14 protein-coding genes are annotated in these 14,446 nt (G+C 53.5%); 6 read left to right on the forward strand and 8 right to left on the reverse strand.

Going from position 1 to position 14,446, the window contains the following annotated elements; genetic code table 11:
• Positions 1–90: 90 nt before the first annotated feature.
• The gene (locus tag DCX48_03550; protein QXE13659.1) at positions 91–339 is read right to left on the reverse strand and encodes a GlsB/YeaQ/YmgE family stress response membrane protein; all 249 of its coding nucleotides are present in this window, start codon (positions 337–339) and stop codon (positions 91–93) included.
• A 152-nt stretch (positions 340–491) separates the two neighbouring features.
• On the opposite strand from DCX48_03550, the gene DCX48_03555 reads away from it, so the two are divergent.
• Together DCX48_03555 and DCX48_03560 are read left to right on the forward strand one after the other, a co-directional pair.
• Positions 492–980 (forward strand): hypothetical protein, encoded by a 489-nt coding sequence (locus tag DCX48_03555; protein QXE13660.1) that lies wholly within the window; start codon positions 492–494, stop codon positions 978–980.
• Positions 970–1,239 (forward strand): hypothetical protein, encoded by a 270-nt coding sequence (locus tag DCX48_03560; GenBank protein QXE13661.1) that lies wholly within the window; start codon positions 970–972, stop codon positions 1,237–1,239. Before DCX48_03555 ends, DCX48_03560 begins: the two co-directional genes overlap by 11 nt.
• 114 nt (positions 1,240–1,353) lie before the next feature.
• Here DCX48_03560 and DCX48_03565 read toward each other — a convergent pair whose 3' ends face one another.
• Positions 1,354–1,977, reverse strand: coding sequence for a transcriptional regulator (locus tag DCX48_03565; GenBank protein QXE13662.1), 624 nt, complete (start codon positions 1,975–1,977; stop codon positions 1,354–1,356).
• A gap of 227 nt (positions 1,978–2,204) precedes the next feature.
• Here DCX48_03565 and DCX48_03570 point away from each other — a divergent pair, with 227 nt between their 5' ends.
• Genes DCX48_03570 through DCX48_03580 form a run of 3 tightly spaced genes read left to right on the forward strand, consistent with a single transcriptional unit; the run spans position 2,205 to position 5,270 of the window.
• Positions 2,205–3,179 carry a threo-3-hydroxy-L-aspartate ammonia-lyase gene (locus DCX48_03570; GenBank protein ID QXE13663.1) on the forward strand — a complete coding sequence of 325 codons (975 nt, stop codon included), beginning with the start codon at positions 2,205–2,207 and terminating at the stop codon, positions 3,177–3,179.
• Positions 3,180–3,189: 10 nt separating this feature from the next.
• Positions 3,190–4,131, forward strand: coding sequence for an ornithine cyclodeaminase family protein (locus DCX48_03575; GenBank protein QXE13664.1), 942 nt, complete (start codon positions 3,190–3,192; stop codon positions 4,129–4,131).
• A complete protein-coding gene (locus DCX48_03580) occupies positions 4,128–5,270 on the forward strand; it encodes a DSD1 family PLP-dependent enzyme (GenBank protein ID QXE13665.1) in 1,143 nt (380 codons plus the stop codon). The genes DCX48_03575 and DCX48_03580 overlap by 4 nt, the downstream gene beginning before the upstream one ends.
• Positions 5,271–5,356: 86 nt before the next feature.
• Here DCX48_03580 and DCX48_03585 read toward each other — a convergent pair whose 3' ends face one another.
• Positions 5,357–5,833, reverse strand: a complete 477-nt coding sequence (locus DCX48_03585; protein QXE13666.1) for an OsmC family peroxiredoxin — start codon at positions 5,831–5,833, stop codon at positions 5,357–5,359.
• Between the two features lie 3 nt (positions 5,834–5,836).
• Positions 5,837–6,376, reverse strand: a complete 540-nt coding sequence (locus DCX48_03590; GenBank protein ID QXE13667.1) for a MarR family transcriptional regulator — start codon at positions 6,374–6,376, stop codon at positions 5,837–5,839.
• Positions 6,377–6,438: 62 nt separating this feature from the next.
• Between DCX48_03590 and DCX48_03595 the strand changes: the two genes are divergently transcribed.
• Complete coding sequence (locus DCX48_03595) at positions 6,439–7,311, forward strand: EamA family transporter (GenBank protein QXE13668.1); 873 nt, start codon at positions 6,439–6,441, stop codon at positions 7,309–7,311.
• A 100-nt stretch (positions 7,312–7,411) separates the two neighbouring features.
• Here the strand turns inward: DCX48_03595 and narI are convergent, their stop codons facing one another.
• From narI to DCX48_03615, 4 genes are read right to left on the reverse strand one after another with little or no spacing between them, the layout of a single operon-like run.
• Positions 7,412–8,116, reverse strand: coding sequence for a respiratory nitrate reductase subunit gamma (gene narI / locus DCX48_03600; GenBank protein ID QXE13669.1), 705 nt, complete (start codon positions 8,114–8,116; stop codon positions 7,412–7,414).
• Positions 8,116–8,835, reverse strand: coding sequence for a nitrate reductase molybdenum cofactor assembly chaperone (gene narJ / locus DCX48_03605; protein QXE13670.1), 720 nt, complete (start codon positions 8,833–8,835; stop codon positions 8,116–8,118). Before narJ ends, narI begins: the two co-directional genes overlap by 1 nt.
• Positions 8,828–10,408, reverse strand: a complete 1,581-nt coding sequence (narH, locus tag DCX48_03610) for a nitrate reductase subunit beta (GenBank protein ID QXE13671.1) — start codon at positions 10,406–10,408, stop codon at positions 8,828–8,830. Before narH ends, narJ begins: the two co-directional genes overlap by 8 nt.
• Positions 10,408–14,184: a nitrate reductase subunit alpha gene (locus tag DCX48_03615; protein ID QXE13672.1), complete on the reverse strand. Its 3,777-nt coding sequence runs from the start codon at positions 14,182–14,184 to the stop codon at positions 10,408–10,410. The genes narH and DCX48_03615 overlap by 1 nt, the downstream gene beginning before the upstream one ends.
• Positions 14,185–14,446 lie beyond the last annotated feature (262 nt).

The raw sequence follows: 14,446 nt of genomic DNA on the forward strand, positions 1-14,446 counted from the left end.
AAGGAATCCCGATGAGCTTACTCAGGTAAGTGATTCGGGTGACTAAACGCAGCCAACGCACATGCAATTTGAAGTATGACGAGTATAGAATTAATCTCGAATCTTGCGGTAAACCCACAGCACAACAATCGCGCCGACAACCGCGACGACAAAGCTGCCGAAGTTAAAGCCATCCACCCGACCGAACCCAAAGAAAACGCTGATGTAGCCACCCACAACTGCACCGACAATCCCGAGTAGCACCGTCAGGATGAAGCCACCGCCGTCTTTACCGGGCATAATCCACTTAGCCAAAATCCCCGCAATCAAGCCAAAAATAACCCAAGACAGAATACCCATACTTACTCCTCGCGTTTTCGTTTCACCACACCCAGCTTGCAACTCGTTGGCAAGTCGGGCAGTTAAGCAAGTATAGGTGAGGATTTGGGAAGTGGTTGGTGGGGGCATGATACAACACAGCGCATCAACTCCCTTGGGATCAAAACGGTGGCGTGTTAGAAAATCCAGATGCATTTAACTTCAGTTTTAAACTCTTGGATATAGAAGACAGGCCCTCAGTTGCCTGCATGTGCAGTTTTTGCCCGCGAACGGAATGGGAAGAAGATGAAGAACACTTTGCGGAAGGTCCAACGCTAAATATTGAAATGTTACAAAATTTTCATTTGCGTGATTCAGAACTGGATGGGAATACCCTAAAGTATGCGCTCTACGCTGTACTATTTTTCATCATAGAGACACAGTGTACTGGGGTTCGCTTAATCGAACCGATTAATGATAGCGTGGCTAACTATTATCTTGAACAGGGTTTTGAGGATATAACGGGAGGTAGCAAAGCAATACTGTGGCGATCTTCAGAAAATCTTCTTCAGTGGCTTGGTGAATACATTCAGGTAGTAAACGACGACGTTGAAGATGAGTATTTTTTAGGCGATAATGAACTCAATCAGAACGAATTTAATGGGGGTGAAAATGGCAACTAACAGAAAAAAAACCTATGCTCCGCCTCTAACCAAAAATAGTCATGACATTGATTTTGATGAAGATAAAATTGGATCGATTCATATGGGCAGTATAAAATACACACAGGAAGAGCTTGCTCGCATAACACCACGCGGGAAATGCATCACTGCTACTAAAGAAGAGGATTTTTCTATCATCTTAGCCTCCGCCAGAAGAACTAAGCGCCAGAAAGACCCTATAATTGAAGCAATTGGCTCAATTTATAAACCCGCTAAATAACGTTTAACGGTCGCATATATTTCTTTATTTGCGACCATTTTGCTGAAAAAATCAAACCACTCCCATACAGTTAACTCTGCGCATCAAAGCAATCTGATATTAAACGCTTTCACCCTACTCCTTCGCATACAAATACACCGAAGCTCTCGATACGCCGAGGTGCTGTGCGATGGTTTCCATCGATTTTTTGACTTCCAGCAGGCCGTTGTCTTTCAGTTCCTGAAGCAGTACTTTTCTGTCCTGCGCTTTTAGCGCCCGTGGCGTGGTGGCAAGCCGTGCGGCGAAAAGATCGATGTGTTGTCTGATCGCCGCTGCACCGTTTGGTTCTAAATGCTCGGTTACGGAGTCCGAAGCAAGCTGGGTGAATTGCGCCAGCGCATTCTGCATGCCGCGAAATAGCGTCATATCGACATTAAGGCACAGTGCGGCGACGTATTCACCTTCCGCGTTTTTGATGCCGACCGAGGTGCTTTTTACCGGACGCCCGTCAGCAAACTGGTTAGCATAGTTCGCTAAAATATTAGGAAATTCGGGTGAAGCGATGCGTGCAAGGCCCAGCTCCGTCGCGGGTGCGCCCACCTCCCTGCCAGAGAGGTTATTGTGAATAGAAAGTATTGCGTGTTCCGGGTTCTTCAGATCGTGCACAACCACTTCACAGAATGGCGCGAACGTCTCGCTCAACCCTTTCGCTATGGCATCTAACTGCGTCAGCAGCAGACCCTCTCCAGATGCAGACATATTCCTCTCCAATACCAATACTGGCGCAACCGCGTTTTCTGGCGCTGAGTGTACTGTAAGTACACCTGTTTTAGCATCACACGCTGCGTCTCACGTAAGCTGAGAATCTAAAAATAAATCAAATTAGACAATTTATCTAATTTTATATATTTTGTTTATCAAGCATTCGATAGCATCGGGGTCAACGGCCTCGGTATTCATAATCGCTACTAGCAGGTGATCCAGACATGAGCGACTTACGCCTCCCAACCTTCGACGATGTGGTAGCCGCAGCGGAACGCATTGATGGCTATGCCAATAAAACGCCAGTGATGACATCACGCACGGTCAATGATGCCTTCGGCGCAGAGGTTTTCTTCAAGTGTGAAAACTTTCAGCGTATGGGCGCATTCAAGTTCCGCGGAGCCATGAACGCGCTGTTGCAGTTCTCAGATGAGCAGAAAGCCGCAGGCGTGGTCACCTTTTCTTCCGGTAACCATGCGCAGGCCATTGCCCTTTCCGCCAAATTACTTGGCATTCCGGCAACGATCGTTATGCCGCACGATGCACCCGCAGCAAAGGTCGCTGCGACACGTGGCTATGGCGGAAACGTGGTGGAATATAATCGATATACCGAAGATCGTGAGCAGATCGGTAGAGATCTGGCTGAAAAGCAGGGTCTGACGCTCATTCCCCCTTATGACCACCCGCACGTCATTGCAGGACAAGGTACGGCTGCGAAAGAGCTGTTGGAAGAAACCGGTGAGCTGGACGCCCTGTTCGTCTGCTTGGGCGGCGGTGGATTGTTGGCAGGTTCCGCACTGTCCGCGCGTCAGCTGTCTCCACGCTGTAAAATTTATGGCGTCGAACCTCTCGCGGGCAACGACGGGCAGCAATCTTTCCGCAGCGGCAATATTGTGCATATCGATACGCCCAAAACCATCGCCGATGGCGCACAGACTCAACATCTGGGCAACTATACCTTCCCGCTGATTCGCCAGAACGTCGACGATATTCTGACCGTGACGGATGACGACCTGATTGACGCAATGCGGTTTTACGCTGAGCGCATGAAGATCGTCGTTGAGCCGACGGGGTGCCTCAGTTTTGCGGCGGCGCGTAATCTCAGGGAATCACTACACGGCAAACGTATCGGTATCATTATCAGCGGCGGGAATGTCGATATCAGCCGCTACGGCGCATTTCTGACCGGCAGCGTTTGAGGAAAAAACGATGATCTTTATTTCTGAAGCGGAATCGGCAGCGCTCATAAGCCATGAGCTGGCTTATGATGCCGTTCGCGAAGCCCTGCTTGCCGCCAGCGAACCGGAAGCGCGCAGCTTTCCAGTAGTACACGGACAAGGCTCCGATCCGGGCAATACATTCAGCATCAAAGCCTCTGCGACCCGTGAGCTTGCGGGGCTAAAAGTGGGTTCATTCTGGCCGGGAAACCCCGCTAACGGCCTGCCCCGCCATAATTCCCTTATTCTGCTGTTCGATCAGCAAATCGGGAAAATGGCTGTGGCCATAGAAGCCGGAAAGGTGAACGCCTTTCGTACCGCCGCCGCCGATGCTGTCGCAGCCGATTTGCTGGCGAGACCCGATGCCTCGGTTCTGGCGGTGTTCGGAACCGGTCATCAGGCCCGTTACGAATGTGCTGCACTGGCAAGAATACGGCCCATTCGTACTGTACTGATTGTCGGGCGCGATAGCGGCAAATCCGCAGAGATGGCGCAAGAACTCAAGGCTGCTGGACTGGATGCACAAGTCAGCGATGCCGAAAGCGCATGCCGCGCAGCGGATATCATCGTGACCGCCACACCATCGCGCGCGCCGCTGTTTAACGCCGAATGGGTCAAGGCAGGAACGCACGTCGTCAGCATGGGATCGGACGCCGCCGGCAAGCAGGAACTGCCGCCAGAACTGTTTACCTCCGGCCGCCTGTTTTGTGATCTGCCTTCTCAGTCCAGAACCATCGGTGAGTTTCAACACGCACCAGCCCATGCGACATTGACCGCCATCGGCGATGTAATTAGCGAGAACGCCACCGGACGGCAAGCGCCGGATGACATCACCATTTTTGACAGTTCTGGTTTGTCCATTCAGGACTTATATATCGGCCAACGCATTCTTGCTGTCTGGCAGGCAGAGAAACAAAATGGAGGCATAGAATGAGTAACGCCGAGTGGCTTAACGCGTTGGAAACACCCTTTTTACTGATCGATGAATTCCGCTTTCAACGCAATATCGACAGGCTTTATCAGCGTACGAAAAATCTAGGCAGCCAGGTTCGACCGCACCTTAAAACGCTACGTTCGATTGAGGCTGGCCGCTATTTGCTCAAAGACTCCGCCTCACCGGCGACGGTTTCAACACTGGCAGAAGCCGAAGCCTTTGCCGGAGCGGGTTACACCAACCTGCTCTACGCCGTGGGAATCGCTCCGCACAAGCTGCCGCGTATCGCTAACCTCATCCATAAAGGAGTGAATCTTCATATTCTGCTGGATAGCGTGGAACAGGCGCGGGCGGTGACGGATTATGCTCTCGCCAATAACGTGACATTTTCAGTGTTTATCGAGATCGACTGTGATGGACATCGCGGCGGTATTCCGCCGGAAAGCGATGCGCTGCTTGAGCTAGCGCAGCAGATCGACGGCAACGGCGCGACACTCACTGGCCTGCTGGCTCATGCAGGAGAATCCTACGCCTGCCGCACGGACGAGGCGATCAGAGCAGCCGCGCGGGCCGAGTGCGCAGCCATCAATATCGCCGGACGGCGTGTACGGGCGCTGGGAATTGCCTGCCCCGTGCTCAGCGTCGGAGCCACGCCGACGGCACACTTTGCCGAAGACTTAACTGGCATTACGGAAGTCAGAGCGGGCGTGTTCACCACGTTCGATCTGGTGATGAAAAATGTCGGGGTCTGTTCGCTGGATGATATCGCCCTCTCAGTCGTCAGCACGGTGATTGGGCATAACCGCGAAAAAGGCTGGGTGTTTATCGATGCAGGCTGGATGGCGCTATCGCGCGATCGTGGTACGGCTTCTCAGGCAAAAGATTACGGTTACGGACTGGTTTGCGACCTGCATGGCAGCCCTTACCACGACCTCTGCGTGACCGTCACCAATCAGGAACACGGCATCATCGCGCTACCTACCGACAGTGGATTTTCGGTCGATAATTTCCCCGTCGGCACGCGGTTGCGGATATTGCCTAACCACGCCTGTGCGACGGCCGCGATGCATCAACACTATCAGGTGTTGAAATCGCACCGGCATGAACAGGAAACCTGGCAGCGCATTACTGGATGGTGATGACCTGCTGAACGTAATCGATCATTCCGCCCGGTCTAAACACATCGGGCGGTGATTTTTGCTTATTTCTTCGCGTAGTTCCCTGTTCAGCTCTTCGTCCCTAACGTCGGCTCACAGTTGACCGGGAAATTCACCGAGTGAGCGATGTAGCAAGCATCATGTGCCAGTTCGTGCAAGGTGGCATATTGCTCGGCGGTAGGCTGCTTTTCACCGCTGAATGTTACCTGCGGGTGCAGCGTGACGTCCAACATCGCCGTTTTCCCCGCCGCGTTAACGCCCATCGTTCCCACCGCGTGATCCTGATAATCATCCACGCAAAACCGCTTTTTAGCCGCAATCGAAAGAAACCACAGCATATGGCAGCTCGACAACGAGGCTACCAGCGCCTCTTCGGGATCGACCGCGTCTTCCAGCGAAAAAGGCAGCGGTACGACATGAGGTGATGACGAGGCGCGCAGCGTAATACCGCCATCAAACTGCCACTGATGAAGTCGGCTGTAGCGGTTATCAATAAAATCTTGTCCATCGCGTTGCCAGCAGATTGAAGCACGGTATTCAGACATGGCTCAGTTTCCTTTGTTATGACTTTCCAACCCGCGCAATAGCGCCGCGAGATTGGTATCAAGTGCCGCCAGAACCTCAGCAGGCAGCACCGAGAGCACCTGCCGCTCATTCTCAATGTGCGCCTCAACGGCACGGTTAATCAGTTCAAGTCCCGAGCTGGTGAGCTGCACGAGCGTACTGCGCGCATCCAGTTCGTTTTGCACTCGTTCGATAAATCCTCGGGTTTCAAGGCGCTTGAGCCGATGAGTCATGGTTCCTGACGTTACCATCAACGTGGAGAAGAGTTCGGTCGGACTAAGGCAATGCGGTGCACCTGCACGCCGCAGCGTAGCCAACATATCAAACTCCCAACTGCTCAGATCGAATCTGGAAAAACAGGATTCCAGACGCTGATCCATAAGCACAGCACATCGCCTGAGGCGTCCAATCGGTCCCATAGGGCTGGCATCCAGATCGGGGCGTTCGCGCCGCCACTGTTCAAGGATGGCATCTACCGCATCGTATTCGTGCTCGTGCTCGTGCTCGCTGGTTTGATTTTTCATTTATCTTGACTTCAAGGTAATTAATCAACACTATCATAGTATCTTGAATTGAAGGTAAAGTCATGAATACTCCATCCCCATCACACTATTGGCGTGACGTCATACTCACGGCGCTGGCTCCCGCGATTTGGGGGTCTACCTACATTGTGACATCAGAATTTTTGCCACCGGATCGCCCCTTCACGGCTGCGTTTATCCGTGTACTGCCTGCTGGCCTGCTGCTACTTTTATTCACCCGCGTCTTTCCCGCTCGGCGAGACTGGTGGCGAGTGGTCGTGCTCAGCGCCCTGAATATCGGCGTTTTTCAGGCACTGCTGTTCGTCGCGGCTTATCGTTTACCCGGCGGATTGGCTGCGGTACTTGGCGCTATCCAACCGCTGCTGGTGATGGTGCTGGTCTGGGCGGTGGATCATCACGCTCCCAAGCTGGCCACGCTGTGGTCGGCGATAATCGGTGTGATTGGCATGAGCATTTTGCTGCTGTCGCCGCAGACAACATTCGAGCCGGTGGGAATTGCCGCAGCGCTGCTGGGTGCGGTATGTATGGCGACGGGAGTCTGGCTGACGCGTCGCTGGCAGCTTGATTTACCCGTACTACCGCTTACCGGCTGGCAGCTCTTTATCGGTGGATTGATGCTTGCGCCCGTTGCGTGGCTAGCCGATGCGCCGCTGCCTACCTTGACTCTGTCGCAGTGGGCCGCTTACGCCTATCTCTGCCTCGCGGGTGCAGTGCTAGCTTATGGGCTCTGGTTTCGCGGCGTATCCCGTCTTCCAACGGTTGCCGTTGCATCACTGGGATTATTGAGTCCGCTGACTGCCGTGCTGCTGGGTTGGGCGCTGCTTTCACAGTCGATGACCGGTACGGCATTTCTGGGCTTGGCGATCGTGTTAGCCAGCGTCTTCGCCGTGCAATGGACGACGGCACGAAGCAGGTAATCGACTGAACTGCGAATGGTGAGTGCTATTGGCGGGGAAAGAGGAAAAGAAAGAGATTAAAACGGCGGTGTTATCATAACACCGCCGTTTTCTATCATACTTAGCGACGGTTACGCACTAACTGGTAGCGACGCGTCAGGTACTCGACCGGTGCGCTCCAGATGTGAACCAGACGGCAGAACGGGAACAGAACGAACAGCGTCAGCCCCAGTACGATATGTAGTTTGAAGATCAGCGCGACACCCACCAGATGCGCAGACGCACCGCCCTGGAAGTACACCACGCTCTGTGCCCAACCGACCAACTTCAGCATTTCACTACCGTCCATGTGCTGTGCAGAGAACGGGATGGTCAACACACCTAAACCGGCCTGAATCACCAACAATGACAGAATAAGAATGTCACCGACGCTGGAAGTGGCACGAATACGCGGGTTAGTCAGACGGCGCTTTAACAACAGCGCGCCACCGACAAATGTCAGCAAACCTGCTGCACCACCGCCGAACATCGCCATTTTCTGTTTTATTTCCATCGGTAGGAAGGCTTCGTACATCCAGTGCGGCGTCAGCATCCCGAGGAAATGTCCGGCAAATACGCCCAAAATCCCCAGGTGGAACAGGTTAGACGCCAGACGCATCCCTTTCTTATCCAGCATTTGGCTCGAACCGGCACGCCAGCTGTACTGGCCGTAGTCATAGCGCAGCCAGCTGCCAATCAGGAAAATAGCCATCGCCAGATAGGGATAGATGTCAAAAAAGAACACGTTGCTGAAGTTGATAAAAGAAGAGTTCGTGAAAGCACTCATTAACGTTGCCCCCCCGCCGATGTAGCGTCAAGATTCAGATATTGCGGCACCACAGCGCCAGCAAAGCGGCGTTGGTGTTGCGTTTGTTGGGCCGATGAGCAGCCTTCTTCACCGAGGAACTTAATCTGTTCCTCTTCCCACACGGCATCCAGCGCCTGCGGCGTGTCGTCGCGCGCTTCGTCAGCGACCTGGTGTGTGACGTCGTCACTTTTTAGGTCGCTGCCAGACAGCGCCAACAACAGATCGAACAGCACGGAATAACCACTGTCACGCTGTTGCAAACGCGCACCAACCAACGCGAGAATCGGCGCGATGTCGAGTAAACCCGCACGACTCTGCGCAGGTTCCAAACGAGAAAGGTACTCAAGATACAGCGGCAGGTAGTCCGGCAGCTCACGGCAATCCAGCGCCAGCCCGGCATCTTGATATTGCTGCATGAGATCGACCATCGCCTGACCACGGTCACGAGACTCTCCGTGAACATGCTCGAACAGCAGCAGCGAGGTTGCCCGACCTCGGTCAAACAGGCCGCTGTACTCCGCCTGTTTGTCCAACAAGTCCTGCGCACACAAGGTATTGATGAACTGCATCAGTTGATGGCTTTCATGCAACGGTAGGGTATCAGTCTGCTCCACCGCTTCGATCAACTCAGCTTTATTTTCCCACAGCTCGCTATCGGGATAGTCCAACAAGCGGGCAATAATCCTCAGGCTAATCATGGTTCGTCTCCCGCATGATTTTGCTGTTCATATCGCGCGTTTTGTTGCTGACATCAATGGCATCAATACGCTTGCTGTTGAACAGGTTGAATTTGGTATCGCTGCCGTGGCAACCATCGCCAAAGCTGAAGCCGCAGCCTTTGCTTTCAGGGAAGGCTTCACGCGCCAGCTCACGATGGCTTGATGGGATCACGAAACGGTCTTCGTAGTTAGCAATCGCCAGATAGCGGTACATTTCCTGCGCCTGTGCTTCCGTCAGCCCAACCTGCTCCAGCGCGCTGGTATCGATTTTGCCTTCTACGGTTTCTGCACGTTTGTAGTGACGCATCGCCAGCATACGTTTCAGCGCCAGCAATACCGGTTCGGTATCCCCAGCAGTCAGCAGGTTCGCCAGGTATTGCACCGGAATACGCAGGCTTTCTACGTCCGGCAATACACCGCTATGCGCCAATTGACCCGCATCCGCGGCAGATTGAATCGGTGACAACGGTGGCACGTACCAGACCATCGGCAACGTGCGGTATTCTGGGTGCAGCGGCAGCGCCAACTTCCAGTCCATCGCCATTTTGTAAACCGGCGACTGCTGTGCCGCTTCAATTACGCTGTTTGGAATACCATCTTTCAGCGCTTGTTCAATGACTTTCGGGTCGTGCGGGTCAAGGAACACATCCAGCTGGCTCTGATACAGATCTTTCTCGTTTTCTACCGCAGCAGCTTGCTCAATACGGTCGGCATCATAGAGCAGCACGCCCAGATAGCGGATACGCCCAACGCAGGTTTCCGAACAGATCGTCGGCTGACCGCTTTCGATACGCGGGTAGCAGAAAATACATTTTTCTGATTTGCCGCTCTTCCAGTTGAAGTAGATTTTCTTGTACGGGCAACCGGTCAAACACATCCGCCAGCCGCGACATTTATCCTGATCGATCAGGACGATACCGTCTTCGCCGCGTTTGTAGATCGCGCCGCTCGGACAGGTCGCTACGCACGCCGGGTTCAGGCAGTGTTCGCACAGGCGCGGCAAATACATCATGAACGTATTTTCAAACTGGCCGTACATCTCTTTCTGTACGTCATTGAAATGGACGGGATCGAAGTTTTTGTCCTTCGACCGCTTGCTGAATTCGCCGCCCAGATCGTCTTCCCAGTTCGGACCCATCTCGATTTTCTTCATCCGCTGACCGGTAATCAGCGAGCGTGGACGGGCAACGGGCTGGTGCTTACCTTCCGGCGCTTTACGCAGGTTCTGATAGTCGTAGTCGAACGGCTCATAGTAGTCGTCGATTTCCGGCACATCCGGGTTAGCAAAGATTTTGGACAACACACTGATGCGGTTACCCATACGTGGTTCGAGCTTACCGCTGATCTTACGGATCCAGCCACCCTTCCACTTTTCCTGATCTTCCCAGGCATGGGGGTAGCCCACGCCCGGTTTGGTTTCGACGTTGTTGAACCAGGCGTATTCCATCCCTTCACGGCTGGTCCAGACGTTTTTACAGGTAACGGAGCAGGTGTGACAGCCGATGCATTTGTCCAGATTCAGCACCATGCCCACTTGTGAACGAATTTTCATCAGGCTTTCCCCCGCTGTACCGCTTTCTGAACTGTTTGTTGCTGAACATAGTCCTGACCTTCATCATCCAGCCAGTCGATGCGTTTCATTTTACGAACCACGACGAACTCATCACGGTTTGACCCGACGGTGCCGTAGTAGTTAAAACCATAAGCCAGTTGTGCATAGCCGCCGATCATATGGGTCGGTTTCGGAGTGATACGGGTCACCGAGTTGTGGATACCGCCGCGCTGCTGGGTAATTTCCGATCCCGGCAGGTTGATGATGCGTTCCTGCGCGTGGTACATCATGGTCATTCCCGACGGTACACGCTGACTCACCACCGCACGCGCCGTCAGCGCACCATTGGCGTTGAACGCTTCTATCCAGTCGTTATCCTCAATACCCAAATCGCTGGCATCCTCTTCGCTCAGCCAGATAATCGGGCCACCGCGACCCAGCGTCAGCATCAACAGGTTGTCGCTGTACGTGGAGTGAATGCCCCATTTCTGGTGCGGCGTCAGGAAGTTCAACGCTTTTTCCGGGTTGCCGTTAGGTTTCTGGTTCATCACCGGTGCAGCAGCACGAGTGTCGACTGGCGGACGGTACACCAGCAGGCTTTCACCGAAAGCACGCATCCACTCATGGTCTTGATACAGCTGTTGGCGACCAGACAGCGTACGCCACGGAATCAGCTCGTGAACGTTGGTATAACAGGCGTTATAGGAAACGTGTTCGTCTTCCAGGCCAGACCAAGTCGGGCTGGAGATAATTTTGCGCGGCTGTGCCTGAATATCACGGAAGCGAATTTTCTCGTCTTCTTTATTCAGTGCCAGGTGCGAGTGATCGCGACCGGTGAATTTGCTCAGCGCTTCCCACGCTTTCACGGCCACCTGACCATTGGTTTCCGGAGCCAGAGACAGAATCACTTCTGCCGCATCGATCGCCGTTTCAATCTTCGGACGACCAGCTGCCGCACCTTCAGTTTTGGTGTAGTTCAGCTTTTTCAGGAAATCGACTTCGGTCTGCGTGTTCCAACCGATACCTTTACCCCCGTTGCCCAGCTTGTCCATCAACGGACCGAGCGAGGTGAAACGTTCGTACAGGTTCGGATAATCGCGCTCTACCATCATCAAGTGTGGTGCCGTTTTACCCGGAATCAGATCGCATTCGCCTTTTTTCCAGTCATCCACGCCGAACGGCTGCGCCATTTCTGCTGGAGAATCGTGTTGAATTGGCAAGGTAACCAGATCAGTTTCCTGCCCAAGGTGTCCCTGACACACGCGAGAGAAGGCTTTAGCGATGCCTTTGTAGATTTCCCAATCACTCTTGGAATCCCACGCAGGATCGACAGCCGCAGACAGTGGGTGAATAAACGGATGCATATCCGAAGTATTCATGTCGTCTTTTTCGTACCAGGTTGCCGTTGGCAGGACGATATCGGAGTACAGGCAGGTGCTGGACATACGGAAATCGAGCGTCACCACCAGATCCAACTTGCCTTCAACGCCGTGATCGCGCCATTCCACTTCTTCCGGCTTCACGCTGCCCGCCATGCCCAAATCTTGCCCTTGAATACCGTGCTCCGTACCCAGCAGGTACTTCAGCATGTATTCGTGGCCTTTACCGGAGGAACCCAGCAGGTTAGAACGCCAGATAAACAGGTTGCGCGGGTAGTTTTGCGGGCTATCCGGCTGTTCAGCGGCAAATCTGATCTCGCCTGACTTCAGCGCGGCAACCGTATAATCCTGCGGCGTCATCCCTGCGGCACGCGCTTTTTCTGCGATATCCAGCGGGTTAACATTCAACTGCGGTGCAGACGGCAGCCAGCCCATACGTTCGGCACGCACGTTGAAGTCAATCATGCTGCCGCTAAAGCGAGATTTATCCGCCAGCGGTGACAGCAATTCCTGCGGCGTGACCGTTTCATAACGCCATTGGCTGGAATGGTTATAGAAGAACGACGTGCTGTTCATGTGACGCGGCGGACGCTGCCAGTCCAGACCAAACGCCAGCGGCGTCCAACCGGTTTGCGGACGCAGTTTTTCTTGTCCGACGTAGTGCGCCCAACCGCCACCGCTCTGACCGACACAACCGCAGAAAACCAGCATATTGATGATGCCGCGGTAGTTCATGTCCATGTGATACCAGTGGTTGATACCCGCACCCACGATAATCATGGAACGACCGTGCGTTTTATCGGCGTTATCCGCGAATTCACGCGCAATACGGATGATGTTCTGACGAGAAACGCCAGTAATCTTCTCGGCCCAGGCTGGGCTGTACGCTTTTACATCGTCGTAATCACGCGCGCAGTTGTCGTCACCCAGACCGCGATCCAGGCCGTAGTTCGCCATGGTCAGGTCATAAACGCAAGCAACTAGCGCCTCGCTACCGTCAGCCAGCGTCAAACGCTTAACCGGCAGTTTGTGCAGCAGAATGTCTTGTAACTCGACATTGTTGAAATGTTCGCTGACCGCGCCGCCAAAATACGGGAAGCCGACATCAACCACATCGTCGTGTGTACCTAGCAGGCTCAAGCGCAGTTTAACGTCTTCACCGCTGACGCCGTCGCGCTGTTCCAGGTTCCATTTACCCTGATCGCCCCAACGGTAGCCGATCGACCCTTGCGGTGCCGTCAGGTTGCCGCTTTCATCGTCAATCGCGATGGTTTTCCACTGCGGATTGCTATCATGCCCGAGGTTGTCCACCAGATCGGAGGCACGCAGCATACGACCCGCGGCGTAGTAACCGTCTTCACGCGGCTCCAACAGCACCAGCATGGGTAAGTCCGTGTATTGGCGCACGTACTCGCTGAAATACTGGCTCGGTTTATCGAGGTGGAACTCTTTCAGAATAACGTGGCCCATTGCCAGCGCCATGGCGCTGTCGGTGCCTTGTTTCGGGTTCAACCACTGATCGCACAACTTAGCGATTTCAGCGTAGTCCGGCGTGACCGCAACCGTTTTGGTGCCTTTGTAGCGCACTTCGGTAAAGAAGTGGGCATCCGGCGTACGGGTCTGTGGAACGTTAGAACCCCAGGCGATGATGTAAGAAGAGTTATACCAGTCAGCAGATTCCGGTACGTCAGTCTGTTCACCCCAGGTCATCGGTGACGCTGGCGGTAAGTCGCAGTACCAGTCGTAGAAGCTCAAGCACACGCCGCCGAGCAGAGAAAGGTAACGCGCGCCCGCCGCATAGGACACCATCGACATTGCAGGAATCGGTGAGAAACCGATAACGCGGTCTGGGCCATAGGTTTTGGCGGTGTAAACGTTAGAGGCAGCAATCAGTTCGTTAACTTCGTTCCAGTCAGAACGAACGAAACCACCACGGCCACGAATTTGTTTGTAGTATTTGGTTTTTTCGGGGTCGTTGACGATGGATGCCCAGGCATCAACCGGATCGCTGTGCGTTAGCTTCGCTTCACGCCACAGTTTCATGAGGCGCTTACGCATCATTGGGTATTTCAGGCGATTGGCGCTGTACAGATACCAAGAGTAGCTGGCACCGCGTGGGCAGCCACGAGGCTCATGGTTAGGCAGGTCCGGGCGGGTACGCGGATAGTCAGTCTGCTGCGTTTCCCACGTCACCAGACCGTTTTTCACATAAATCTTCCAGCTACATGAACCGGTGCAGTTTACTCCGTGAGTAGAACGTACAATCTTGTCATGCTGCCAGCGACTGCGATAGCCATCTTCCCAGTCACGATTGCTATTGAGGGTCTGCCCGTGACCGTCAGAAAACGGTTCGGCCAGTTGTTTGAAGTAACGTAACCGGTCAAGGAATTTGCTCATCCGGACTCTCCTGCTGCGAAGCCTGTTGGCTCCTGTCGTTATGAAATGCTCGTAGCAGACATCTGTTTTTGCTGACGACACATCGCTCAAATTGGCGCTAGGGTATCCAGCAACCGCGCAGCCAAACTTGATAACGATCAAGAGTGTCCCCCGATGAAAAACGGAGTACACCGCTAACTACCACTAAAGAATTATTACGAAATAATTAATCAAATTATTGATTTTAAAGGTTAAAAATAAAACCACTAACTTTGTGTTTATA

The organism is Pectobacterium atrosepticum (assembly GCA_019056595.1).
GTDB lineage: Bacteria > Pseudomonadota > Gammaproteobacteria > Enterobacterales > Enterobacteriaceae > Pectobacterium > Pectobacterium atrosepticum.